General features: G+C 41.0%; 22 protein-coding genes and 1 tRNA gene. 18 read left to right on the top strand and 5 right to left on the bottom strand.

Translation table 11 applies throughout. The features are described from left to right. The first annotated feature begins 2 nt into the window (after positions 1-2). Complete coding sequence (locus PP2015_RS10645; RefSeq protein ID WP_058030283.1) at positions 3-2,549, top strand: glycoside hydrolase family 3 protein; 2,547 nt, start codon at positions 3-5, stop codon at positions 2,547-2,549. Between the two features lie 2 nt (positions 2,550-2,551). Then, positions 2,552-3,559 carry a glucokinase gene (locus tag PP2015_RS10640; protein WP_058030281.1) on the top strand — a complete coding sequence of 336 codons (1,008 nt, stop codon included), beginning with the start codon at positions 2,552-2,554 and terminating at the stop codon, positions 3,557-3,559. 6 nt (positions 3,560-3,565) lie between these two features. Here PP2015_RS10640 and mutH read toward each other — a convergent pair whose 3' ends face one another. The 4 genes from mutH to PP2015_RS10620 form a co-directional block, all read right to left on the bottom strand. Further along, complete coding sequence (mutH, locus tag PP2015_RS10635) at positions 3,566-4,240, bottom strand: DNA mismatch repair endonuclease MutH (RefSeq protein ID WP_058030280.1); 675 nt, start codon at positions 4,238-4,240, stop codon at positions 3,566-3,568. A 212-nt stretch (positions 4,241-4,452) separates the two neighbouring features. After that, entirely contained in the window at positions 4,453-4,812 is a 360-nt protein-coding gene (locus tag PP2015_RS10630; RefSeq protein WP_058030278.1) for a hypothetical protein, read from the bottom strand. A 9-nt stretch (positions 4,813-4,821) separates the two neighbouring features. Continuing rightward, positions 4,822-6,825, bottom strand: coding sequence for a HAMP domain-containing methyl-accepting chemotaxis protein (locus tag PP2015_RS10625; protein WP_058030276.1), 2,004 nt, complete (start codon positions 6,823-6,825; stop codon positions 4,822-4,824). Positions 6,826-7,004: 179 nt separating this feature from the next. Beyond that, positions 7,005-7,811 (bottom strand): sulfite exporter TauE/SafE family protein, encoded by an 807-nt coding sequence (locus PP2015_RS10620; RefSeq protein ID WP_058030275.1) that lies wholly within the window; start codon positions 7,809-7,811, stop codon positions 7,005-7,007. 475 nt (positions 7,812-8,286) lie between these two features. On the opposite strand from PP2015_RS10620, the gene PP2015_RS10615 reads away from it, so the two are divergent. The 16 genes from PP2015_RS10615 to PP2015_RS10540 all read left to right on the top strand — a co-directional run bounded on the left by PP2015_RS10615 (position 8,287) and on the right by PP2015_RS10540 (position 24,173). Continuing rightward, positions 8,287-9,261: a DUF1852 domain-containing protein gene (locus PP2015_RS10615; protein ID WP_058030273.1), complete on the top strand. Its 975-nt coding sequence runs from the start codon at positions 8,287-8,289 to the stop codon at positions 9,259-9,261. 76 nt (positions 9,262-9,337) lie between these two features. Further along, entirely contained in the window at positions 9,338-10,366 is a 1,029-nt protein-coding gene (locus tag PP2015_RS10610) for a methionine synthase (protein ID WP_058030271.1), read from the top strand. Positions 10,367-10,547: 181 nt separating this feature from the next. After that, positions 10,548-10,985, top strand: coding sequence for a hypothetical protein (locus PP2015_RS10605; RefSeq protein WP_058030269.1), 438 nt, complete (start codon positions 10,548-10,550; stop codon positions 10,983-10,985). A gap of 621 nt (positions 10,986-11,606) precedes the next feature. After that, positions 11,607-12,134: an RNA pyrophosphohydrolase gene (gene rppH / locus PP2015_RS10600; protein ID WP_058030268.1), complete on the top strand. Its 528-nt coding sequence runs from the start codon at positions 11,607-11,609 to the stop codon at positions 12,132-12,134. Between the two features lie 15 nt (positions 12,135-12,149). Further along, positions 12,150-14,423, top strand: coding sequence for a phosphoenolpyruvate--protein phosphotransferase (ptsP, locus tag PP2015_RS10595; protein WP_058030266.1), 2,274 nt, complete (start codon positions 12,150-12,152; stop codon positions 14,421-14,423). A gap of 84 nt (positions 14,424-14,507) precedes the next feature. Continuing rightward, on the top strand, positions 14,508-15,320 hold the full coding sequence (locus PP2015_RS10590; RefSeq protein ID WP_058030264.1) for a sulfite exporter TauE/SafE family protein: 813 nt from the start codon (positions 14,508-14,510) through the stop codon (positions 15,318-15,320). A gap of 9 nt (positions 15,321-15,329) precedes the next feature. Continuing rightward, positions 15,330-16,118: a prolipoprotein diacylglyceryl transferase gene (gene lgt, locus PP2015_RS10585; RefSeq protein WP_058030263.1), complete on the top strand. Its 789-nt coding sequence runs from the start codon at positions 15,330-15,332 to the stop codon at positions 16,116-16,118. 45 nt (positions 16,119-16,163) lie between these two features. Beyond that, positions 16,164-17,015 carry a thymidylate synthase gene (locus tag PP2015_RS10580; protein ID WP_058030261.1) on the top strand — a complete coding sequence of 284 codons (852 nt, stop codon included), beginning with the start codon at positions 16,164-16,166 and terminating at the stop codon, positions 17,013-17,015. Positions 17,016-17,231: 216 nt separating this feature from the next. Then, entirely contained in the window at positions 17,232-17,855 is a 624-nt protein-coding gene (locus PP2015_RS10575) for a FlgO family outer membrane protein (RefSeq protein ID WP_083496565.1), read from the top strand. A 13-nt stretch (positions 17,856-17,868) separates the two neighbouring features. Beyond that, on the top strand, positions 17,869-18,543 hold the full coding sequence (locus PP2015_RS10570) for a FlgO family outer membrane protein (RefSeq protein WP_058030260.1): 675 nt from the start codon (positions 17,869-17,871) through the stop codon (positions 18,541-18,543). Between the two features lie 9 nt (positions 18,544-18,552). Next, positions 18,553-19,215: a FlgO family outer membrane protein gene (locus PP2015_RS10565; RefSeq protein WP_058030258.1), complete on the top strand. Its 663-nt coding sequence runs from the start codon at positions 18,553-18,555 to the stop codon at positions 19,213-19,215. Between the two features lie 90 nt (positions 19,216-19,305). Beyond that, a tRNA-Arg gene (locus PP2015_RS10560) sits at positions 19,306-19,380 on the top strand. A gap of 75 nt (positions 19,381-19,455) precedes the next feature. Next, entirely contained in the window at positions 19,456-20,040 is a 585-nt protein-coding gene (locus tag PP2015_RS10555) for an ABC transporter ATP-binding protein (protein ID WP_058030257.1), read from the top strand. 5 nt (positions 20,041-20,045) lie between these two features. Then, a complete protein-coding gene (locus PP2015_RS10550; RefSeq protein WP_058030255.1) occupies positions 20,046-21,119 on the top strand; it encodes a DUF6136 family protein in 1,074 nt (357 codons plus the stop codon). A gap of 154 nt (positions 21,120-21,273) precedes the next feature. Further along, positions 21,274-23,703, top strand: coding sequence for a TonB-dependent receptor (locus PP2015_RS10545; RefSeq protein ID WP_058030254.1), 2,430 nt, complete (start codon positions 21,274-21,276; stop codon positions 23,701-23,703). 80 nt (positions 23,704-23,783) lie between these two features. Continuing rightward, positions 23,784-24,173 (top strand): MerC domain-containing protein, encoded by a 390-nt coding sequence (locus PP2015_RS10540; protein WP_058030252.1) that lies wholly within the window; start codon positions 23,784-23,786, stop codon positions 24,171-24,173. A 71-nt stretch (positions 24,174-24,244) separates the two neighbouring features. Here PP2015_RS10540 and fadE read toward each other — a convergent pair whose 3' ends face one another. Beyond that, positions 24,245-26,695: an acyl-CoA dehydrogenase FadE gene (gene fadE / locus PP2015_RS10535; protein ID WP_058030250.1), complete on the bottom strand. Its 2,451-nt coding sequence runs from the start codon at positions 26,693-26,695 to the stop codon at positions 24,245-24,247. Positions 26,696-26,847 lie beyond the last annotated feature (152 nt).

Raw genomic sequence — 26,847 nt, 5'->3', positions numbered from 1 at the left:
AAATGAAGCGTTTAAAAAAATCATTAGTTGCAGTGATGGTCACAGGTTTACTGGCATCATGTGCAAAACAAAACGACACTGTTGAAGTAGAAAAGTCTGGCTTAGATATTTGGCCGACGATTAACTCTGAAGTGAAAAAAGATCCAGAGATTGAGCGTAACGTCGCTGAACTGTTGGCGAAAATGACGCTAGAGCAAAAAGTCGCGCAAATGATCCAACCTGAGATCCGTGACATCACAGTAGAAGATATGCGTCGCTATGGCTTTGGCTCATACCTCAATGGCGGTGGTGCATTTCCAAATAACAATAAACATTCCAGTGTGAAAGATTGGGTTGATTTAGCTGAGGCCATGTATCAAGCGTCGGTTGATGATTCTCTAGACGGAATCAACATTCCAACCATGTGGGGCACAGATGCGGTACATGGCCACAACAATGTGATTGGCGCGACGCTGTTCCCGCATAATATCGGGTTAGGCGCCGCAAATAACCCAGACTTGATTGTTAAAATTGCCGAAGTGACCGCAAAAGAAGTGATGGCAACTGGTATCGATTGGGTGTTCGCGCCAACCGTCGCTACGGTTCGTGATGATAGATGGGGCCGAACTTACGAAGGTTACTCTGAAGATCCTGAAATAGTGAAAGAATATGCTGCTGCAATTGTTCATGGTTTGCAGGGTACACAAGGCGATAACTTCTTAGGCGATGATAGAGTCATTAGTACGGTTAAGCACTTTGTGGGTGACGGCGGCACGGTAAAAGGCGACGACCAAGGTAATAACATCGACTCAGAGTTGGATTTATTCAACATTCACTCGCAAGGATATGTGGGTGGTTTGACTGCGGGTGCACAGTCTGTAATGGCGTCTTTCAATAGCTGGAATGGTGAGAAAATTCACGGCAATAAATATCTACTTACCGATGTCTTAAAAGACAAAATGGGTTTTGATGGGTTTGTCGTAGGTGATTGGAACGGCCATGGTCAAATCAAAGGGTGTAGCAACCACGACTGTCCACAAGCGGTGAATGCAGGTCTTGATGTGTATATGGTACCAACGGATGCGTGGAAACCCTTGATGGAAAACACCATTAAACAAGTGCGTGCTGGAGTTATTCCAATGTCGCGTATTGACGATGCGGTAACGCGTATTTTACGTGTGAAATTCCGTGCAGGCTTATTCGATAAAGCAAGTCCTGCAAATCGTCCATATGCCAATAAAACAGATTTGATCGGGCATGCTGAGCACCGTGAGGTTGCAAAGCAGGCAGTGCGTGAATCTCTAGTGTTGCTTAAAAATAACGATAACTTACTGCCACTTTCTCCTAAGCAAAATATTTTGATTGCGGGCGATGCGGCAAACAATATTGGCAAGCAATCGGGTGGTTGGACAATTACTTGGCAGGGCACCAACAATGAAAATGCCGACTTCCCAGGTGGTTCTTCAATTTACGACGGCCTAGCTGAACAAATCAAAGCTGCTGGTGGCAAGGTTACGCTTAGCGAAGACGGTAGTTTTGAAAACAAACCTGATGTTGCCATTGTGGTGTTTGGTGAAGAGCCATACGCGGAAGGCCATGGAGACAAAGAAAACCTCGTGTATCAACAAGGTGATAAACGTGATTTAGCCTTATTACAAAAGTTAAAAGCGCAAGGTATACCGGTCATTTCAGTGTTTATCAGTGGCCGTCCACTTTGGGTCAATCCAGAGTTGAATAGCAGTGATGCTTTTGTCGCTGCTTGGCTACCAGGCTCTGAAGGCGATGCAGTTGCAGATGTGCTGCTGACAGATAAAGCGGGTAAGGTGCAAAATGACTTTAAAGGTAAATTGTCATTCTCTTGGCCTAGTCACCCAAGTAAGCCGGTAAATCGATTTGACGCCGATTATGCACCATTACTGCCTTATGGCTTTGGTTTGCAGTACGGTGATAAGTCTGTGTTATCAAATAACTTGAGTGAAAAAGTTGAGCTTGATAACGGTGCAGATGCAAACAGCTATGTATTCAAAGGGAAGACTTTCGCGCCTTGGCAAATGCGTTTGTTCTCAGGGGCAAACAATCAAGCTGTGATGTCGAGCAGTATCGCTCTAAAAGGCCTTGAGTACCGCACAATAGATAAACATATCCAAGAAGACGCATTCAAACTGGTTTGGACAGGTCTTGAAAATGCGGGTATGGAATTTGTCAGCAAAAGTTGGTTTAGAGAAGACTTATCTATGATGCAAGCCAGTAATGCCGCACTAGTGATTGAGCTCATGCGCGATGGCCTTGCAGAGCAGCCTGTGATTATTTCGAGTCATTGTGAAAGTGAAGGCGATAAACCAGGTAGCTGTAGAGCGCAGGTAGACATCACTGAGCAGCTGAATAGGCTACCGGACACGCAATGGCAGAATTTATCAATTGACTTAAATTGCTTTGCTAAACAAGGTTTGAAATATAGCCAAGTGATTATGCCATTTGCGATTTCTACCAGCGGTAAGGCAAATCTTTCTATCAGTGACATTCACTTTGCGCCAGAGCAAGGTCAATCCGCCAGTATTCAGTGTGAGTAATTATGGATAATGTAACTGAAATTAGACTTGTTGCGGATATTGGTGGTACCAATATCCGCATTGCGCAAGCAACGAAAGACAATCAGTTAACGCATGTCAGCACATATAAATGTGCTGACTATGATGAACTGTCTGATGTGCTTAAGTTGTATATTGCTGAACAAAAAATCAGAGGCAAGTCTTTACATGCGTGTCTTGCGATTGCCTGTCCGACTGATGAAGACTGGATCTCAATGACAAACTTGCCTTGGGCGTTTTCGCAAACTGCGCTTGAGGCTGAGTTAGGCTTACAGAGCTTGTATTTAATTAATGACTACAAAGCCATCGCGATGTCAGTGCCTTTTTTAAGTGATGAGCAAAAGTGTCACATCCGAGGGCCATTGCAAGGGAGGGCAAACAGTACTATTTCGATTTGTGGGCCAGGTACTGGGCTTGGGGTTGCGACTCTTACACCGGTTACAATGCAAGACAATCATTTTTGGCATTGTATTAACTCAGAAGGCGGGCATATTGATTTCGCACCGGTAGATGAGCTGGACTTGATTATTTTCAACTATCTCGATAGCAGAAAACCACGGATCTCTTATGAGCAGCTATTGTCAGGTTATGGATTAGAGCAAATTTACAGCGCAATAGTGGATTACCAAAACTCCATTAAAGGAAGCCATTCATCAGTACATCAAGCTGCTCTGAGCGCGGCTGAGATTTCTCATAATGCTATTACAGTAAAATGTGGTTTATGTTGTTTGGCACTGCAACAGTTTTGTAAAGTGTTAGGTAGCTTTTCAGGTAATCTTGCATTACTTAATAGCAGTTTTGGTGGGATCTATATCGCGGGTGGTATTGTGCCTAGGTTTATCGAATTTTTAAAACAAGGTGATTTTGGTGAGCGCTTTATCGCAAAAGGGCGTTTATCTCATATTGCTGAGCAGACGCCAGTATTTGTGATCACTGAACCGCAACCGGGCTTGTTAGGCGCGGCTGTATTCTTGAATCAGGAGATAAATTAGTAAATCTTAGAGTCCAAATTGATCTGCTAGGATCTGGGCGGTGAATGGAATTTTCAAGTAATAACCGCGCGGCAAGGTTTGCGTCATTGTACCATTTGGGCCAATGACATCAGTTAACGCTTTGCTGTTCGCGGCTTTTGGTCTAATTTGCATCACCTCACCTAAATGGCCAGATATTTCATTTATTCGGCCAAGTGCGATCAGCTCCATTTGCTCTTCCCAGTCTCTTTGCAATTGATGCTCTTGCGCTAAGCTTGGTTGCCACAAAAATCCAGATCCGATAGTTCTATCTATCGGTTGAATGGTTTTTTCAGCAAGAATCGGCAGCCATAAAACATGGGTAAGCTTTTTCTTTACGGTACTCGATTGCCAAGTCATACCTGTCAGGTTAGTTAGCGGAACAACCGATACATAAGTCGTTTCAAGTGGTTTGCCGTTAAAGCCAATGGGTATGGTTTTAAGCTCGATGCCTAAGTGCTCAAAGTCAGGAACTGGTTTTGAGCCTGCGGTGGCACCCAGTACATATTCTAATAATTGACCTTGCCAGCCTTTTTCACGTAATAAATGTTCTGGGGTTTTAAAGTTAAACTCAGCCGCAATCTCGCCTAGGGTCAGCCCTGCAATTTGCTCAACGCGTTGCATGAGTTCATTAATGGTGAGTGGCGGAGAAGGTTTTAGCATTGAAATATCTCTGAGTTATAACAGAGCTATTGTAACTAATGCTAATACAAGCAGCTAATTTAAATTTTATTGAAATTGATAATGCTAAGGCATGTTTGCCTTTGAAGTTTGAATCGTACTCAAATCAAATGGCAACACGCCTCAGGTTCACTCAAGCAGCATGTCTTCTCAAAACATTTTTTAAAAAGTGATGAGAAGTTTTAATTACTTTATTACCCATCACATTTATTAAATTCTTCGCTGGCTTTTTCATAAACTGTACAAAAGTCATCATTGCCATTACTTGCTTTAATTTGTTGCCCATCAAACAGTGCATTGATGACTTTAGACTTAGTCACCGTTAGGCGCTTATTTCGACATGATTTAACAGCCATTGTGCCACACTCAGCTGCGGTTGCGGCTTCTTTGAATTTTGAACATTTTTGCTTCCCTTTACATTTCTTGTAACTAATTTTCTCTTTCCCAGGGCAAGCCGTTCGCGTGTACTTTATTTCGCAAGTACCGGCCTGTGTTGCGCCACTATAGGTAAAAGAAGGGATGACAATTATTAAACATAATAAAAATAATCGCATGGGTTGCTCCTAGGTTTTAAATTTACTCAAAAGTTCTCTTTGGGTTTCGGCCATAGAAGCTAACTGCTGACTTGCTTGATTATTTTCTTCAGCATGAGAAGCAGAAAGCTCCGTGATGTGTTGCATCTCTTTCATATTTTCATTTTGCGTGACAGCGGCAATACTCTGTTGTTCAGCGGCGGTCGCAATGTGTTGGCTCATATCTTTAATGTTTGTGATACCACTTAAAATTGAGCCAAGCATTTCATCCACATTTTGAATGCCGTCGACGCATTGCTGAGTTTCTTGCTGAGATTTAGACATGGTTGCAACAGCTTGCTTTGCACCTTGTTGCAGGTTCTCTATCGCTTGTTGAATTTCTTGTGTTGCGTCATGGGCTTTACTTGCCAAAGTTCTCACCTCGTCGGCAACAACCGCAAAGCCTCGACCCTGCTCTCCAGCTCTTGCTGCCTCAATGGCTGCATTTAAAGCCAATAAGTTAGTTTGCTCAGCAACGCCCCGAATAATGTCTAACACAGAGCTGATGTTATTCGTGTCATCGTTCAATGTTTCTATCACTGTCGCTGATTGCTTAATGGCATCGGCAAGTAAGTGAATGTTGTCTATATTTTGATTAAGTAATATTTGTCCTTGTTCAGCATCATTATTCGACTTTTCAACTTGTTCCAAAGTGTGGTGAATACTGTTAGACACTGATTGCACAGTGTCAGTCATCTCCGCAATAGAGTGGGTCATTACCTGCATTTTGTCGTTTTGAGAAGAGGCACTGTCAAAACTCTGTTTGGCGATGGTATTAGTTTCCTCTGCTGTGGTCGCTAGGCTATTAGAATTATGGGCTATTTCTTTTAATGTCTGCCTTAAGGTATTGACCAAACTTTGCATATTATCAGCGAGTTCACCTAATTCATCATCACGCATTTTAGTGAAGTGAACGGTCATGTCTCCTGTTGCAGCCTGTTTTATTTGTGTAACTGCATGATGTAATGGCTTTTTGATAGAGTTAGTCACAAAATAGGCGACAGATGCAGACAAGCATAGAGTGATCAGCGTTAAGACAGTGGTAATTAACTGATGTTGACTTACCGATTCAAGCGCATCATTTTTTATTTCGTTGGTAGCTAATTTTATTTTGTCATTAAGTTGGATCAATATTTCTCTGGTACTATCACCCAGCTGCTGAGCTTGTTTAAGTTGCTCTGACACTTCTTTTCGGCGTTTTAGACTATCTAATCTTGCTTTAATAGCACTTTGCTCGCCGACAAGTGCAGCTAAAAATCGTTCTAAATTGTCTGCCATTGAAGAAACTGATTCATCGTCTCTGAGTTCTGGCGATTGCGAAAATTTATTAAATAAACTCTTTAATTCCCCTTTAGAGTCTTTCAAAGCAGATTCGATACTTAGAATTTCAAAAGTGATATTGGAAGCTAAAGCAGCGTTTGCTTCATCTACACTGCTTTCTATGAGCGTGACAAATTCAGTGATAGAGTCATTGATACTCTCATCTTCACTTAACCCTTCTAAATCATATGCAAGGCTTAAACTTTCGTCACCCATGTCTCCAAACTCTCGAGCGCGTTCTTGTGTAATAGAGAGTAACGTAAGTAATTTAAAGTAATCAGTAATAACCTGATCACTCGCTTCAAGGAAGGTAGTGTTTAATGCTTTAGTTTCTTTTAATAAAGCGAATGAGTCACTATTCGGTTCAATAAATTGACTGAGTGATTGAATGGCTAAGTTATTACTTTGATTTGCTTGCTTTATTAAATCACGTAATCGAGTAGCTTCTTGCTCATTTTCAGTCGTGGAAAGCTCTATCAGTGATAACTCAGTGATTAATATGTTTTGTGCCAGATCTGCGCCTGCAATAAGTGTAGGTACGCTTTTTTCACTCATTTGCTCAACCCCGGAACCGATAGAGCGTATTCCCATTAAGGCAACTAGATAAATAACTATGGAGAGCAAAAGTAATATTGCAAAACCACCAAATATTCGAAGTGATACTGTTAGTTTCATATTAACTCTACACTTTTCAGAGATTGTTTAACGTATAGCAGTAATTTGCTTGTTTTTCGAACAGCTTTTTGATTGGTGATAAATTTGAGCTGGATTTATAGCCAGAAGAACTCTAGCTTTCGCAATGAATAGTTTTGTGATGTTGCTGTAATAAGGGGCTTTTAAGCCCCTAAAAATGATTAAACGACCATGTTTACAGCCATTATGACTAACAGGCCTGAGAACGCTTTTTTAATGGTAGATACCGGTAAGCTCTGTGTAGCCTTGGCACCTAGGGGGGCGGTAAACCAAGACGTGCAAACAATACCAAGTAGTGCAGGTAAATACACAAACCCGGCAAAGCCATCAGTCAGTGAAAAATGGCTACTGCCTGAGCTGATATAACCAATTGAGCCAAATAGGGCGATTACGATACCACAGGCAGAGGCGCAGCCAATGGCCTTTTTCATATCGACTGAGAAAAAGCTTAACAGCGGCACTAAAAGTGCACCGCCGCCAATACCTATCATGGCTGAAAGGCCACCAGTTATAGTGGTTAATGTGGTTAATACACCTTTATTCGGTAAAGTGCGCTCACTAGGTGTGTCGGTTTTACTGCTTAAAAACATTTTTAGTGCAATAAGTACAACACTCACTGCAAATACAATTCTTACAATGTGCTCAGGTAAAAGTGCAGCCATAAAGCCGCTTATTAGGGCGCCAAAGGCGACACCTGTCATGATCCAAGGAGCTAATTCCCATGGCACGTTACCATTTTTATGATGTGCAATAGCCGAAGAAGTCGAGGTGAACAAGATTGAAGCCAAAGAAGTCGCAATGGCTGCAACAACCACTTGCTCAGCAGGCAGCACTTCAAAATGCAGTAAAATAATACTTAATATTGGTACAATAACTAAACCGCCACCAATACCTAATAACCCAGCTAAAAAGCCCACAACACTGCCAAGTAATGCGCAGTACAACACCAATAATATTAACTCACTCATTCCATTTTCTCTTATTAAAGTTAACCATTGCTTAGATGTGATTGATAAATAGACATCCAGACTGCTCGGGAGTATATCAACATCTCAATGGCTTGTTTTTCTTAAATGAGAGATAAGTTTTGAAAAATCCTCATGTTTTGTATGAAGGAAATAGATACAAGAGAAAATTAATTCTAGACGTCTAGATTTCTATTGTGGTTTTCTAAATAATTTGGCTTTTCATTGTTCAACATGGGTAAGTATGACCCCTGCAACGTGAATCAAACTCATGTTTTAGGTGAAATTAAACCGTTTTTATTCAAGTTATAGAATCCGTATAACTAATAGTGCTCCGAACGCAAGACCAAACGAATTTAAGTATTCCTTAGTAAGTCTGTACAAGATAAACATGATTTACTTAGATATTCAGTAAAGGCTAGGTAAGTGAAGGGAGCAGCAATTTACTATTTATCTCATTAAAAAGGGTACAAAGCACATGAGTCACGATTTTAACTTCAGCATTAAAACGCAGCGCCTTGACGAACATTACGAGCCATCAACCAGCACACGTATCACCACTAACTTTGCAAATTTAGCCCGTGGCGAAAGTCGTCAGGCAAACTTACGTAATGCCCTAACCATGATCGACAGCCGCTTTAATGCACTTGCCCATTGGGATAACCCAAATGCCGACCGTTATGCTGTTGAGTTAGAAATTGTGTCAGTAGATATGGATATTACGGGGAGTGATGAGGCATTCCCGTCGATTGAGGTGCTTAAAACTTACATTTTAGATAAGCAAACGAATGAGCGCATTGAAGGCATAGTGGGCAATAATTTTTCGTCTTATGTACGTGATTACGACTTTAGCGTGTTACTTCTAAATCATAATAAAGATAAGCCGCAGTTTAGTATTCCTGAAGACTTTGGCGATCTGCACGGTAAGTTATTCCAGTATTTTGTAAACTCAGAGACTTATAGAAATAATTTTAAAAAACCACCTGTGATCTGTTTATCAGTCTCAGATAACAAGACCTATCGCCGTACAGAAAATCAGCATCCAGTGCTAGGTTTTGAATATTTACCGAATGAATCGTCACTGACTGAGCAATATTTCCAAAAGATGGGCCTACAAGTGCGCTATTTTATGCCGCCAAACAGCGTTGCGCCTTTTGCATTTTATTTCTTTGGTGATTTATTGAACGACTACAGCAACTTAGAGCTTATAAGCACCATTAGCACCATGGAAACGTTTCAGAAGATCTACCGCCCAGAGATTTATAACGCCAACGCGGTTGCAGGCAAGATTTATAAACCGAATCTAAAAAACCTTGATCATTCGCTTACACAAATCATCTATGACCGTGAAGAGCGCAGTCGTTTAGCCAAAGAGCAAGGTAAGTTTGCTGAAGAGTGTTTTATAAAGCCTTACCAAAATATTTTGGCTCAGTGGTCGGCAAACTTCGCTTAATCAACTTTTGCCTACAAAACGGCCTTACATTTACGTAAGGTCGAGTGCTTAATTACCCTAGAAAAGAATTAGTAAAATGAAAACATTATTACCAACATCAACAGCAGGCAGTTTGCCAAAACCATCTTGGTTGGCGCAACCAGAAGTACTTTGGTCACCATGGAAATTGGAAGGACAACAATTAATTGATGGTAAACACGACGCATTACGTGTGTCATTACAAGAGCAGTATCAAACTGGCTTAGACATTGTCAGCGATGGTGAGCAAACCAGACAACACTTTGTCACGACCTTTATTGAGCATCTTGATGGCGTTGATTTCGAAAATCGCCGTACAGTTAAAATACGCGATCGTTATGATGCCAGTGTACCCACTGTTTATGGACCTGTTTCACGTCAAAAACCTGTATTTGTTGAAGACGCAAAGTTCTTACGTGCGCAAACAAATAAGCCAATTAAATGGGCTTTACCGGGTCCTATGACTATGGTTGATACTTTATTTGATGACCATTACAAAAGTCGAGAAAAGTTGGCTTGGGAATTTGCTGTGATCCTTAACCAAGAGGCCAAAGAACTGAAAGCGGTTGGTGTCGATATTATCCAGTTTGATGAGCCTGCGTTTAATGTTTTCTTTGAAGAAGTAAATGAATGGGGCATTAAATGCCTTGAACGTGCCATTGAAGGCTTAAACTGTGAAACGGCAGTACATATTTGTTATGGCTATGGCATTAAAGCCAACACTGATTGGAAGAAAACTCTGGGTTCAGAGTGGCGTCAATATGAAGAGGTTTTTCCTAAGCTTCAGCAATCAAACATAGATATTATCTCTCTTGAATGTCATAACTCTCGTGTACCAATAGAACTGCTTTCTTTGATCCGTGGTAAAAAAGTCATGGTTGGCGCTATTGATGTGGCAACCAATACCATTGAGACACCAGAAGAAGTGGCCAACACATTACGTGAAGCGTTGCGTTATGTAGATGCCGACAAACTTTACCCCAGTACAAACTGTGGTTTAGCGCCTCTTGCTAGAGAAGTAGCACGAGGTAAGCTAACAGCGCTAGCGAAAGGTGCTGAAATTGTTCGCAAAGAACTAGAAGCTTAACTGAGTATCAATATAAAAAACCTTTCTCATTTATTGAGAAAGGTTTTGCCTTTTTGTTGCTCTGTGGCGGTTGGTTTAATAATTTCTAAGATGCTTTAATAAAATTTAATATTTTTAGTCTATTAAACTCATGGTGTTGTATGTGACATTTGGTTTGTAAAAAATAAACAAGGAAAACAACATGACATTACGACTCATCTCAATTCTTATTATTGCACTCATGTCTACTAATTTATCTGCTCACCAGTTCGAAGGTGATTGGCAATTTATAAAAGGTGAATATAAAACAGCGAGTGGTGAGGTACTTTATGCTGATAACTCAACGCTGGTGGCGATCAAAACAATAAAAGGCAGTAAATTTGCTTTCAACAATATGCAGCAAGGAGAATTTCTAGGCTATTTATCGGGTACGTTCACAGTTGAAGGTGATAGCTATAAAGAGCATATAAAAAAGCATGTAAAGCAAAGCGGACTGGGTGAGCACGCTGGTAAAGTGTTTACTTTTAAAGGTTGGCTTGAGGAAAAGCAAGAGCATGGACAAAAAGTGATTTATTGGCATCACAAAGGAATGGTAGCTGGTACTGAAGAGACTGAAGTTTGGAGAAAGCTAAATAAATAGCAATACTGAGAGAATTTAATCGATTCTTTAGTATCCCAGATTTGTTGACTACTCAATAAGCCTGTTTGGTAAAAGCAGGCTTTTATTTTGGCTCATTGCTTTAATTACGCTTCCAGCCTCCTAATTCAATAAAGTCCATGCATCGAAAGCAAACGTTTAAATAAAGAGCGTACTTTTCACGTTTATTATGGCTACCAAGCGACCACAACTGACTGAAAGCCTTAATTTTTATGTCTATTATATTTTTGTTTAAAAAGCGAGCAGGATTTTAAAAGCATTATTTTTTTGATTTTTGCTCAATAAAAACCCGCTTATTTATACAGTGGTTTATTCTACTCATATGAAATATAACACTTTTTTTTAAGTTGTGTTTTCCTTACTGAGTTGTTTTAGCCCGTACCTTTGGATAAATACAGTAATATAAACACAGTTATCCACAGAATCTGTGGAGAAAGTGAGTTTTATACAGTATTTTTGTGGATTTAATTTATTAAAACTAAAAGTTGTTCAATTTTAAGGTTAACCTGTGGATAAGGTGGTAGAAAGCTGGAATTATATTTGCTGTAGGCATTAAGTTATGGAACAATCAAAAAATATCGACTTAAGAAATGAGGCACTAAGGTGATTGATGCCGAAGGATTTCGTGCCAATGTCGGAATTGTGATCTGTAATAATCAAGGTCAGGTTTTTTGGGCACGACGCTATGGACAACATTCATGGCAGTTTCCACAGGGTGGAGTAGACGATGGTGAAACCCCAGAGCAAACCATGTACCGAGAGTTACATGAAGAAGTTGGGTTAAAGCCAGAAGATGTTGAGATTGTTGCAAGCTCTAAACATTGGTTAAGATACAAACTGCCTAAGCGCTTGATCCGTAAAGATTCAAGCCCAGTGTGTATTGGTCAAAAACAAAAATGGTTTTTATTGAAACTCCGTTGTAAAGATGAAGATGTAGACTTATTACATACGCATCACCCCGAGTTTGATGATTGGCGGTGGGTGAGTTATTGGTATCCTGTTCGTCAAGTGGTGTCTTTTAAGCGTGATGTATATCGCCGTGTGATGAAAGAGTTCGCACCATTTGCAATGCCTTTTAATAGAAAAGAGCATTCATCTAAAGAGCAACATCATTGGCGACATCGCCGTTAGATTAAGGAGAAGATTGTGCTAGCGACATTACGAACCATTGTTGAAGCAGTGGCGCAACAGCCCACATTAACTGATGCACTTAATCGTTTTGTCGCCATGGTAAAAGAAGCACTCGCCACAGAGTGCTGCTCTATCTACTTCGCTGATTACAGCCAAGATAATTTCATCTTGATGGCCAGTGATGGGCTGAATCCAGAGGCAATCGGTAATTTTAGAATTGGCTTTACAGAGGGCTTGGTTGGTTTAGTTGCGCAACGTGAAGAGCCTATCAATATCGCCCATGCTCAGTCTCACCCAAGATTTAAGCTTTCTCCCGAGGTACACGAAGAAGGTTATAATGCTTTTTTATCGGTGCCACTTGTTCATCAGAGAAAAGTCATTGGCGTTATTGTTGTACAGCAAAAGCAAGCGCGCTCATTTAGCAATGACGAAGAATCTTTCCTAATTACTTTATCAGCTCAGTTAGCATCTCAACTAGCTAACACCGAAGCAAAATCAATTTTATCTGTAGAAACAACAGCTAAAAAAACCTCTGTGCTAAAAGGGGTGTCGGGTTCTCCGGGCATTGCTTTAGGACACGGTTTTGTTGTGATCCCAAAACTTGATTTTGAAAGCATAGATATGCAAAGAAGCGATAATGTGGAACAACAGAAAAAGCTTTTTGCACAAGCTGTATCTGCAACACGACAAGACTTTCATATTATGGCTTCAACATTCAGTGACTCTATGCCAAAAGAAGCAGTCGCGATTTTTGAAGTGTATCAGCAATTATTAGATGCCCGCAGTTTAGGCCGACAGGTTGAAGCGCAGCTAGAGCAAGGGTGGAGTGCAAAAAGCGCACTAAAATATGTCATTGAAAGCTTGGTTAGCCAATTTAATGCTATGTCTGACCCTTATATAAAAGAGCGAGCAATAGACGTAAAAGAAATAGGGTTACGTGTTTTACATCATCTTATGAGTACAGAACAAGCCGTTAAATCCTATCCAAAAGATACTATTTTAATTACGCACACATTAACTCCGACCATGTTGGCTGAAGTACCAAAAGAGCGCTTAAAAGGGGTGATCAGTGTGAATGGCTCTGCAAACTCACACGCTTCTATACTTACCAGAGCAATGGGCATTCCAGCTGTTTGGGGTATTGAAGACATTCCGTTATTACAGTTTGAAAACAAAGATATCATTCTAGATGCTTATGCAGGGCGAGTTTATATTTCGCCCACGCCTGCGCTTAAAAAAGAATATAAACAGCTACATCTTCAAGAAAGTAAATTACATGATAAATTTGAAGCAGAGCATCATTTAGAAGCTGTAACGCTTGATGGCGAGCATATAAGCTTGTTAGTAAATGCAGGTTTGGATTTGTCGACAGAGCAAGAAATTGCCAAATACTGTGATGGGGTTGGTCTATACCGGACAGAAGCTTGGTTTATGCAAAAAGGCCAATTTCCGACACAAGCTGAACAAGAGCAATGGTATAGAGCAGTATTGACCCGTTATCACCCAGAAAATGTGGTAATGAGAACGCTCGACATTGGTGGCGATAAAGTACTCGACTATTTTAACTTTACTGAAGAAAATCCGTTTCTGGGTTGGCGCGGGATCAGGATTTCTCTAGATCATCCTGAGCTGTTGTTAGATCAGCTTAAAGCTATGTTAAAGGCCAATACGGGATTAGGTAATCTAAAGATTATGTTACCTATGGTGAGTCATACCGAAGAAGTAGATGAAGCGCTTAAGTTACTCGAGCAAGCTTACTTTGAATTGCAAGAAGAGTGGGCTGATCAATTTATTCAAATCGAGAAACCAGAAATCGGCGTCATGCTTGAAGTGCCTTCTAGCATTTATTTACTGCCTGAGTGGGCTGACAAAGTCGACTTTTGTTCGGTCGGTAGTAATGATTTAACCCAATATCTACTTGCGGTTGATAGAAATAACGCGCAAGTAGCCGATCTTTTTGACCCATTCCATCCGAGTGTATTACGTGTGCTCAACCAGGTTGCCTCACAATGTCAAAATTTAGAACTGCCCTTTAGCTTGTGTGGTGAGTTAGGCGGTGAACCTGAAGGCGCTATTTTATTGATAGCAATGGGTTATCGACGTTTAAGTATGAATATTTCGACAATGAGTAAGGTGAAGTGGGTACTCAGGCGTTTAAAAGTCGCTGATATGGAAGCGCTTTTAAGTGAGTGTCTAAAGCAATCGACGACGAAACAAGTTCACCGTTTACTTAAGAGCTTTATGATAGAGAATGAGTTTAGTGAATTACTCTACCAATCTAAACACTAACTGTTTGTTAAGGTTTATTTCAGGTGTTTAATCAATTTCAAATCGGGTAAAATGACGCGCAAATTATAAGAAGAGAATGCGTTCATGAATGACTTGTTACTGCTTGTCCTCTACTGTGCCATTTTGGGCAGTGGTGTAGGCTTTTTAGCCGGGTTATTAGGGATAGGTGGTGGCCTTATCATAGTACCTGTATTAAGCGCTATTTTGTTGCATTTTGATGTTCTTCCAGCAGAACAGGTAGTGATTGCAGCGATCGCAACCTCTTTGGCTTCTATTCTATTTACTTCGACGTCTTCGGCTTTAGCTCATCATAAAAATGGTAATGTACCGTGGCAAGTCGCACCTTGGATCATGTCAGGTGTGGCTTTAGGGGCTTTAGTGAGTGGCTTTATGGCCTCTCTTCTACCTGAAGCGGTAGTTAGGATTATTTTCTCTGTTTGTGTGGTTCTAATTGCTTTAAAAATGCTCTACAGCAGCAGGAAAGCAGCGACACCGCCTTCGAGAGCCTTACCAAATGGCCCTATTTTAACTTTTTTTACCAGTATTACAGGTGGCCTTTCTGCGATGATTGGTATCGGAGGGGGGGCGTTACTTGTACCTTTGTTGACGTTTTTCTCAATGGATATGAAAAAAGCCATCGGCTGTGCATCCGCTTGTGGTATTGTAATCGCCTTATTTGGGTCGCTGGGTTATATCAGTGCAGGTAGTAAGCATTTTGAGTTGGCTCAAGGCTTTGCTGGGTTTGTTTATTTACCGGCTCTACTAGGCATTGTTTCAACCTCCTGGTTTATGGCGCCAATAGGCGCAAAATCGACGCAATATTTACCTGTTTCAACAATAAAAAAAATCTTTGCAGCGCTACTCATGGTTATCGCTGCCAACATGATTGTTAATTAAGGAAAGGCTATGGAGTTTCCACAAATTGATCCCATCATTTTTTCGATTGGGCCTTTAAGTGTCCGTTGGTACGGACTCATGTATTTAATCGGCTTTGCGTTTGCAATGTGGTTTGGTAAGCGTCAAGCAGCAAAACCAAACTCAGGTTGGAAAACAGAAGAAGTTGATGACTTATTATTTTACGGCATGATAGGTGTGATTTTAGGTGGTCGAGTTGGTTATGTGCTGTTCTATCAATTCTCCTATTTATTAGAAAACCCACTTTACCTTTTCAAAATCTGGGAAGGGGGCATGTCATTCCATGGTGGCGCATTAGGTGTGATAACTGCCATTTTTATTTTCGCTTGGCGTACTAAACGTTCACCTTTTGCGGTTGGCGACTTTGTCGTACCATTGGTTCCTGTTGGTCTATTGGCTGGCCGTATTGGTAACTTTATCAATGGTGAATTATGGGGCCGTACGTCAGACGTGCCTTGGGCGATGGTATTCCCAACTGGTGGGCCATTACCGCGTCATCCATCGCAATTATACGAAGCTTTTTTCGAAGGCCTAGTGTTATTTATTATGCTCATTTGGTTTGCTAAAAAGCCACGCCCTACGGGCAGTGTCGCTGGCCTATTCTTATTCGGTTACGGTTTCTTTAGATTCTGTATCGAATATTTCCGCGAACCTGACGCCCATATTGGTTTATATGGCGGCCTGATTTCACAAGGCCAAATTCTATCAATGCCAATGATCATTGCTGGCCTTGGTATTATGATTTGGGCATATAAAACAAAACCAGCCGCACAAAAATAATTACTCTTAAATATGAAGGGTAGAGTTCAGAATTAAGGTATTTTTATGGACCAGTATTTAAATTTATGCCGTCGCATCGTTGATGAAGGTGTGTGGGTTGAAAACGAAAGAACCGGTAAACGTTGCTTATCAGTTATTAACGCTGATTTAGAATACAATGTAGCTGCGAATGAATTTCCTCTAGTAACAACTAGAAAAAGCTATTGGAAAGCAGCCATTGCTGAGTTGCTTGGTTATCTTCGTGGTTATAATAACGCTGCGCAATTTCGCGCTATTGGTTGCAATACTTGGAACGCCAATGCGAATGATAACGAAGCCTGGTTGCAAAACCCTTATCGTAAAGGTGAAGACGATATGGGTCGTGTTTACGGTGTACAAGGTCGTAACTGGCGTAACTCAGAAGGTAAAGAATTTGATCAGTTACGAAAAATCTATAACGATTTACGTAATGGTGTTGATGACCGTGGTGAGATTCTGACATTTTATAATCCAGGTGAATTTGAAATGGGGTGTTTACGCCCATGTATGCACACACATACTTTTTCTCTATTGGGTGATACGCTATATTTAACATCATCACAACGTTCATGTGACGTGCCGTTAGGTCAAAACTTCAACCAAATACAAGTGTTTACTTTATTGGCATTAATGGCGCAAATTACGGGTCACAAACCCGGTAAGGCATACCACAAAATAGTCAATGCGCATATTTATGAAGATCAATTAGAGCTTATGCGCGATGTTCAACTTAAAAGAGAGCCTTTCCCATCTCCTAAGCTACATATTAATCCAGAGATCAAAACCTTAGAAGATATTGAAACATGGGTAACACTCGACGATTTTGACGTTGAGGGTTATCAATACCATGAGCCAATTGCTTATCCTTTCTCTGTGTAATTAATACCTATTAGCCCCTATTTTTAATTTTTGTTTGAATAGGGGCAATAGTACTTTGATGCTTGTTACATACATTTAAATTATTCCCTTCCTTTAATGTTACTTCTACCTTAAGTTATCTAGAAACTGGTCGATAAGTTTACTAATGAGTTTGAACGCGGAATTTGCTTGGCGTGATTCTTGCTTTTTTTAAGAAAAGATTTATGCGGAGTTGTCATGCGCCTGTGTATATTAGCCCTTTTCACGTTATTAAGTGGCTGCCAGTTATTAAATGAGATTAAACGAGAAGAAGAACTAGCTAACCCCAAGGGGGTAGAGGGGTCGTTACCTATGGAGGTAAAGGGCATGTCTAGTTTCTCACTTCACCAATACACTAGTAATTTAGCTTCGCAGTTATATCGAGGTGAAGCGGGCAGGCTTAGAAATGCTAGTATTGCCGTTATGAGCTTCACTATGGCAACTGAGTTGGGGCAAAAAACTGCCGTTCAGCAAAGCAGTGGTCTTAGCCAGCAAATTCAAGAAAGTTTGATAACCCAAATGACCCAACTAGGTTATAGCATGGTTGAACATAGACTTAGCAATTCAATCACAGTCAGTGAACATCATGAGGATATGTTGACACGTGACCTTAACAACCTTAGAGCTCGTCAAAACATTGACTACGTTATTCTTGGCACTATCACACGACAAGAGCATGCAAACATGATTAATGCGCGTTTGGTTAATGTCCTCAATGGGCAAGTGATTTCAGCAGGTTTTGCAGAAGTACCGATTAACGTCATGTGGACAGACGAAAAAGTACAAATGCGCAACGACAAACTATACCGAGCAGAGTATTAATTAGGAGCAGAACATGAAAGCACTGTTAACATCATTATTAGCATTATCAGTTATGGGCTGCGCTACAATGCAAGAGAATTACGAGAGTAATGCGCAAACTATTCATTCGACTAAAATAACACGCAGTATACAGTCACCTATGAATACCAATCAGTTCTTTCAAGCTGAAACGCCTGAGCAAAAGCAAATGTTTGGTACACATAATGGCCCTAAAAAAAACATCAACCATTATGTCCGCGGTATGATGCAAGACTTGGCGTCAAACCTAAAATATGTAAATCAAAATACGCCATTGGCTGTTGCCAGCTTTGTATTTTTAGACGACAAGTATGACGAGGGGACGCTACTAGGCAACCAGATCTCAGAAAGCTTTATGCATGAGCTATATCAATACGGTATCCCTGTTATCGACTTCAAAACAACAGGCTATATGCGTGTAACACCAAAAGGTGATTTCGTATTCAGTCGTGATTATCTAGAGCTTGATGAAGAGCAAAACTTTCAATATGTGATGGCAGGTACTCTAGTCAATCATAAAGGCGGTGTATTAGTTAACGTCCGTGTTGTTGGCTTGCAAAGTAAAGCGGTTGTCGGCTCTGCTCAAGGCTTAATCCCGCAATCTGTATTAGATGCACTTGGCAGCAGTGAGCGCACTGACGGGATCATGTTGAAATCAAATGCAAGATAGGAGGACTAGATGAAAACTCTCTCTTTGCTCTCAATTTTAACGTCAGCTGTTACTCTTTCTGGCTGCAGTTTATTAATGGGACAGCCAGCTATGAGTCAATCCGTGGTTGTGATGAATGAGCAGCCAATGGAGACAGACGCAGTCTCTACTAAAATGCAGTCTGAGATTGAACATGAAGAAATTCAGCCAACTAAGCCTGACTATGTACCAATGAATCATTTTGTAAAACTCGACAATTATGTGGAGCAGATGGCCATTGAGTTGTCTGATTTGTTAAATGAGGCACAAAAGATGTCGACAGAGCTCGCTGTTGCTTCATTTGTTCGTTTAGATGGCACGTTGCAGACCAGTGATCAGTTAGGGAATCAATTGGCTGAAACATTTATGCATCAATTACATCGATTTGGCTATCAAGTTGTTGATACTAAACTGATGGATAATGTGTATATTTCTCGAAAGGGAGATTATGTTTTTAGCCGAAAGTCTGAATCAAAATTTAACTCTGATGCAGCTGAATATGTGTTATCTGGCACCATGCTTTATCGCGATAAAGGTGTGCTCGTGAATGCCCGTGTTATGTCGCTTGAAAGCAAAAAGGTCATAGCAACATCGAGCAAAATGATCCCTTGGTATGTATTGAGAACAGAAAACATTTTAGTGTCTTCGAGATAACTTAATTTGCATCGCTTAAATTTTTAGCTTAACAAGCTCTGTAGACTTGAATCTGAACGATTAGCTATATATTATAAATATCAATGGCTTGGCCTCTTAGTTAAATGGATATAACGACCCCCTCCTAAGGGGTAGTTACAGGTTCGATTCCTGTAGAGGCTGCCAGTAAACTTCTCTTATTCTTCCCGTATCTTTATCCCTAAATATGCTACAGTCATGCTCTTCAAAAAGGAGTATCGTGTGATTGAAGTAAAAAATCTTACCAAGAGCTTTGCAAATAAAATCGTTTTTCAAAATTACTCAAGCGTTTTTAATGCAAATAAGCTGTGTATTGAAGCCGAAAATGGCTTGGGGAAAACAACGTTATTTACCATTATTGCTGGCCTCGACCCTCATTACAGTGGGGAAATTTTATTAGGTGGAAATAAGGTTGCGAAATTACAAAATAAAGTTGCTATTGCCTCAGACAAAATTCCTTTTCCTACTTTTTTAACTGCGAAACAAATATTGACGCTCACGCAGTCTAGTTGGCAATGTAAATGGCCAGATGCATTTTGTGAGATGTTACATTTCAATCAGTTTCTCGATACTAAAGTAGGTGAGTTGTCTTCGGGTAACCAAAAGAAACTGCAATTAATTAATGCCATGATGCGTCACTGTGATTATTTAATTCTAGATGAGCCGAGTGCAGCGCTTGATACAGAGAGTGTAAAAGCGCTACTAGCTTGGATTGAGCAGTATAAAGGGCAATTAATAATTAGTTGTCATGAGCCAGAGCCTTTCGTTGAAATTGGCTTTGAACAGCAGCCCTTGTTCGGAGAGTAAGCGCTATGAAGCATTACTTTTCATACCGTCATCAGGCATTTAGTCTCGCCATAAATGAGCTATTTAAACAGCTTCAACAGTTTGTACTTATGCTCATGACGATGTTTTATATTTTCTTACCAGGACTTATTGCGGGCTTATTTTTTGGCTTAGGTAAAATTGTACAAAGCAGCAGTGAAGTGGTCAGTATGCAAGTCGGTTTGGCATATTTAATTTTTCAATCTTTGTTAATGACTGTGCTAAAACCTGCGATTTTAGACCTAAAACATCGTACTTTTCATACCACATTACTCAAAAATAAGTTTCCGCAAATACTGAGTGATATTACAGCTCTAATGATGTGCCATCTTTTGTTTGGCTTGAGTGTATTCTTGATGATAGCAATGGGGGCTGACAAACTGAGCCGTGCGCCGCACTATCTTGTGTTTGCCTTTACACAACTTAGTTTTGCTCTTGTATTAATGTATCGACCTGCGGCAGTTATTTGGGCAAGTGTTCTTGCATTTATAGGCCTATTATTTTTTGAATCAGTCTTGATGTTTTTTTTAGCGCTAAACTTATTGCTACTAATATCGTTATATTTACCAAAACGGCTCAATTGTTCTTATCAGATAACTATCACACCTTGGACATTTTGGTTGAGTTATTTTAAAGACAACATTTGGTCTCTGACTTGGCGCTTTACCATGAGTGGGTTAGTGTTTTGGGCGGTTTTTATCATAGTGACTGAGCGTTCTGATCTTGTGCATTGGTATGCTCTTGGAGGTGCGCTAATAAACCAGTTATGGTGGTCAAGTCTATTTATAGAAACGAACAAGTATGTTAAAGAACATCGGCTATTTTGGAGAAGTTTAAATCAGTTACCGCAAATAAAGCGATCTCAGCACGCGTATTTGATTGCGCTATCAAGCATGTTTACTTTGCCAATGCTTTGCCTTTTCTCATCGCATTTGAGTATGTGGGTTAGTTTATTGATCACGCCGCTTGTACTGATTCTTTGCAAGAATAGGCCGCAATTTATGGCTGTGGTCTGGGCTTCATTGGCAATAAGCTTCATTATGCTAATGGTCATTTTTTAGTATGAGTATTCACAGTTAAACAGAAGGCCCGAAAGGGCCTTTTTTGTTTTTAAATAATAATAATTCTTAAAACGGGTTTTAGCAGCTTCAGAAATAGTGTATTTTAGATATGTTATATTGTATCAATTTAAATTCAATTCTTCTTGAGGCACTGATGTTTAAGTTATCTCCCGTAATGTTGCTACTGTCAGCAGCACTTCCTTTTTCTGCAATTGCAAACCAAGTTTCAGGCACTGTTTTAGATAAAAATAATCAACCAGTCGCTAATGCTAAAGTTTCTATTATGGGCAGCCTGAAAGCTGTTGAAACCAATTCAAAAGGTCAATTTGTTTTATCTGGCATTAAGCCTGGAAAAGTAGAGTTACATGCAGCAGCTTCAGGTTTTGCACACTTTAACTCGATCTATGATTTAACTGAGTCAGGGTTAAAGGATATAAAAGTATCTTTAACGCCTTCAGCCATTGAAGTTATTGATGTGGTTGCAAGCCCATTTCATGCGTCAAATATGGAATCAGCGACACCTGTGAGTGTTTTATCAGGCGATGCGCTGCGCAATCAACAGTCAGCAACCTTGGGTGACAGTTTAGCCAAAGAGGTGGGCGTACATACTAACTTCCATGCAGGCGTTGCGAGTACACCAATTATTCGCGGCTTGAGTGGTCCTCGCGTTTTGATTACCCAAAATGGCTTAGATGTAAGTGATGCATCTCGTGTTGGCCCTGATCATTCAGTTTCTTCAGAAGCATCAACGGCTGAGCAAATTGAAGTACTTCGAGGTCCTGCAACCTTGTTTTACGGTAGTGGCGCAATTGGTGGTGTTGTTAATGTTGTTGATAAACGCGTCCCAAGAGAGGTAGAGCAATCTGGAGAGTGGCTAATAGAGCATGATTCAGTAGATAACCAGAAATTAGCATCAGTAAATATTAATACTGGCAGCGATAATATCGCAGTGCATTTTGATGGTTTTTATAGAGAGTCTGATGACTACAAAGTACCAGTAAAAGATGAGCATGGTAGTAATAAAATTGCCAATAGTGGCGAAGAATCAAAGGGTGCTACAGCAGGTGCAAGCTATATATTAGATAATGGGTATGTGGGCGTATCTGTCGGTAAATTAGAACGTGAATATGGCATTCCAGGTCATAGCCATGGTGATGAAGAGGTGCCTGTTTTTGCTGAACTTGAGCAAGACCGTATTCAGTTGTTAAGTGAGCTGCGATTCACAGATAGCCTAATTGATAGCTTACACACACGTGTTGCCTACACTGATTATGAACACGCTGAAATAGAGCATGGAGTAGTGGGGACTATTTTCGCAAACGAAACAGTTGAAGCAAAGTTTGATGCACTACATCGTGACATGAATGGCTGGCGAGGTGGTTTTAGTCTTCATTATAAACGCAGTGATTTCTCAGCACAGGGTGCTGAAGCATTTACACCGCCATCAGAAACTGAAACCTTGGCATTTGCTTGGATGGAAGAGCGACACTTTGACGATGTTTTATTACAGTTAGGTGCACGAGTTGAACGTGTCACTATCGATGCACCAAAAGTAGTGTTGCCTGAAGTCGAGCTTCATGTGCATGATGACCACGACCACGACCACGACCACGACCACGACCACGACCACGACCACGACCACGACCACGACCACGACCACGGCGCGGAAGGTCGCGTATTCGCAGTCGACCAAGAGTTCAACCCTGTTAGTCTTTCTGCTGGCTTAGTGTGGGACTTTACACCGGGCTATAACTTAGGCGTGTCTATTTCTCGTTCTCAACGAGCCCCTTCAGCTGCTGAGCTGTTCTCATTTGGGCCTCACATTGGCACACGCACCTTTGAAGTGGGTGCAATGTTTGATTTGCACGAAACAGACAATGTGCACTTTGATTTTGATACTAAGCAGGATGTGGAACTAGAAACGGCGAACAACATTGATCTGACTTTTAGAAAGCTTGAAGGAGACTTTGGTGTTGTAGTCAATGTGTTCTATAACCAAGTTGATAACTATTATTACCAGACACCGACAGAAGTGTTCGCGCCAAGTGGTCATGAGCATCATGATCATGGTGAGCACGACCATGATAGCCACGACCACGGCGATCATGAAGGTCATGATGAGCATTCTGATGAATTACCTGTGTATGTGTTTAAAACAGATGATGTCACCCTGTATGGCTTCGAAGCACAATTTGCTTGGCAAGTAACGAGTGAACTAAAGACTGAGTTCTTTACAGACTATGTGAATGCGAGTTTAGACAAAGGCGGTGATTTACCTATGATCCCGCCACTGCGTTTTGGTACCAAATTTAATTATCAGACAGGCCAATTCAGTGCAAACCTAGACGTTATTCGTTATCAAAAGCAAGACAAGATTGCATACCTTGAAACAGCGACAGATGGATACACTATGGTTGATGCGTCTATTGCCTACCATTTACCTGTTGGCGAGCATGAAGTTACTTTCTATGCAAAAGGTCACAACCTGACAGACACAGAAGCGAGAGTACATAGCTCATTCTTGAAAGAGTTAGCCCCACGACCAGGCAGAAGTATTGCGCTTGGTATCAGAGGCGTTTTCTAAGCAAACTATCGACAGCGGTACCCAGTGCAAACTCAGTCGCTAGGTATCGCTTTAAGAAAATAGAATAAGGCAATATAAAAATGAGAGACTTAACCAGTAAGTTAGACAAGTTTGCAATCAGCTTTTCAGCTTTGTGTGTGCTGCATTGCTTACTATTACCCCTAATTACGGCACTTTTACCTGCTGTGGGCGCAATGTTTTTCAGTGATGAGTCGTTTCATCGATGGTTACTTGTGGGGGTTTTACTGACTAGCTTAGGCGGACTGACTTTAGGGTGTAAAAAGCATAAGCAGTGGCAGCTTTTTGGTTACGGCTCTTTCGGTATTGTGGTTCTTCTATTTGCTGCATTTTTTGCACACGATTTAATGCCTGCAGAAGGCGAGAAGTTGTTGACTATTTTTGGCAGCTTAATAGTTGCTTTTAGTCATTATAAAAACTTTAATGCGTGCCAAACTGGTAAATGTCATTAATCTGAAACCAGACCAAACGAAGGATTAAAAAAACGCCAGCATTTGCTGGCGTTTTCATTTGAGTAGTAAACTTATGCTGCGCTTGAACTTGTTTCAGTCACGCGAGCTTTGCCTGCAAGTAAATCAGCAGGGTCAAAGTCATCAACGTTAATAACGTCAAGACGTTTCGCTTCAACAGCAGCAAGCTTGTCAGCTTCATCTTTAGAGATTATGCCGGCTTCAAGTGCATCTGCAGCCACTTTATCTAACTGCATGAATGGGATTTTCTGACCTTTTGCACGGCAAATCTTATCGAACAACGGCTCAATATCTAAGATATCCTTAAGCGTTTGCTCTTGTTTACCAAGTAGATTGAGCGGCTCATCAGTTGTGTAGATGTGAGCAGCTAAACGGCTACGTGCGTTATTCGGCGTTTGCAGTAAAAGCGCTACTTTTTGCTCTAGCTTATCGGTAGGCTTGCGAACAGGACGACCGAATGGGAATAGCATTAGTTTAAGCGCAAAACGCAGTGGTGCAAATGGCATATTGTTGATCAGATCTGCTAATGCACGTTGACATAGATATAGGTGTTCTTGACAACTCCACTGTACAAACGGAAGATCTTCAATTTGACGACCTTCATCGTTGTAGCGTTTTAGTGTTGCAGATACTAGGTATAAATAACTTAGTAAGTCACCTAAACGTGCAGAAATACGTTCTTTGCGTTTTAGTGAGCCACCAAATACTGCCATACAGATATCAGACATAAAGGCTAAAGCTGCACTGAAGCGTGCTGCGTTACGGTAGTAATCAGCTGTTTCGTCATTGAAAGGTACTTTCGTAAAACGAGCGCCCGTTAACGCTAGCCACTTAGTACGTACAAGGTTCGAAATAGTGAAACCAATATGGCCCATTAGAGACTTATCAAAACTGTTAAGCGCTTCGCGTTTGTCTTCCATTGATACCGCATTTAGCTCAGCAAGTACAAATGGGTGACAGCGAATAGCACCTTGACCATAAATGATCATATTACGAGTAAGAATATTTGCACCTTCAACGGTAATCGCAATTGGAGCGCCTTGGTAGCCACGGCCTAAATAGTTGTTAGGGCCTAAACAGATACCTTTACCACCATGTATATCCATAGCATGCTTGGTAGAGTCGCGCATCTGCTCAGTTAAATGGTATTTAAGAATAGCTGAAACAACAGATGGCTTTTCACCTAAGTCGACAGCACCTGTCGACATTGTAACTGCAGCGTCAGTGCTGTAGGCATAACCACCTAATTTAGCCAATGCTTCTTCGATACCTTCCATCTTACCGATTGGTAATTTGAACTGGCGACGAATACGGCTGTATGCACCACTTGCAAGTGCCAACGACTTGATACCACCTGTAGAGTTTGAAGGCAGTGTGATAACACGTCCCACAGATAAACATTCAACCAGCATGCGCCAGCCCTGACCAGCCATTTTTGCGCCACCAATGATGTAGTCGATAGGCACGAAAATATCTTCACCTTGCGTTGGACCATTTTGGAATGGCACGTTTAGTGGGAAGTGGCGTCGACCAATTTTAACACCTGGTGTGTTAGTTGGGATCAGCGCGCACGTAATACCAGGTTCTTTGTCATCACCCAGTAAACCATCAGGGTCACGTAGTTTAAATGCTAAACCTAATACAGTTGCAACAGGGGCAAGCGTGATGTAACGCTTATTCCAAGTTAAACGAATACCCAAAGTTTCTTCGCCGTTCCATTCGCCTTTACAAACCACACCGAAATCAGGAATTGAAGAGGCATCAGAACCCGCTTCAGGAGACGTTAATGCGAAGCATGGAATTTCATCACCTTTGGCAAGGCGAGGAAGGTAATGGTCTTTTTGCTCTTGCGTACCATAGTGCTGTAGTAGCTCACCCGGACCTAACGAGTTTGGTACACCCACAATCGAAGATAGAAGAGTCGATTTACTGGTTAGCTTTTGTAGCACACAAGATTGTGCATAAGCTGAAAATTCAAGACCGCCATATTGCTTCTTGATGATCATCGCGAAGAATTTGTTGTCTTTTAAATATTGCCAAACGTCTTCTGGTAGATCTGTTAATTCGTGCGTCGCTTTCCAATCGTCAAGCATGGCACATACTTCTTCTACCGGACCATCTAAGAAAGCTTGTTCTTCAGGCGTTAAACGAGGTTTAGGGTATTGGTGAAGCTTACGCCAGTCTGGGTTGCCGCAGAATAAATCAGCTTCCCACCAAGTAGTACCCGCATCGATTGCAGACTTCTCGGTTTCTGACATAGTTGGCGTGACCTTTTTAAATGCTTTAAAAAGCGGGCCACTGATATACTGTTGACGAATATTACTTAGTGATAAAGGCAATACGATAGCTAAGAAAATTAGCCAAGATAAAGCACCAAATGCACCAGCAATAGTACCGACTAGCAAGGTTGCCCCAGCTACCGCTACGCAGCTATGCCAACTAGCTCTGTGATAGCTAGCGACACTGAGTAGCGCGATTAAGATTAATACAAAAATCAGAGTCATATTATTTTCCTTGTTATGGTGGTCTGACCACTAGGCTTTAGACTAGCTCTAACTGCTAATGATTGCAAGTCATCTGATGAGTTTGAAATTTGCACGATTTAATGATTTTGTCCAGTTATCTGGTCAATAAAGCTGCTGAATCAAAGTCACTG

The organism is Pseudoalteromonas phenolica, from assembly GCF_001444405.1.
GTDB lineage: Bacteria > Pseudomonadota > Gammaproteobacteria > Enterobacterales > Alteromonadaceae > Pseudoalteromonas > Pseudoalteromonas phenolica.
Note: the sequence above shows the minus strand (reverse complement) of the source record. Positions and strands in the feature narration are given on the sequence as shown.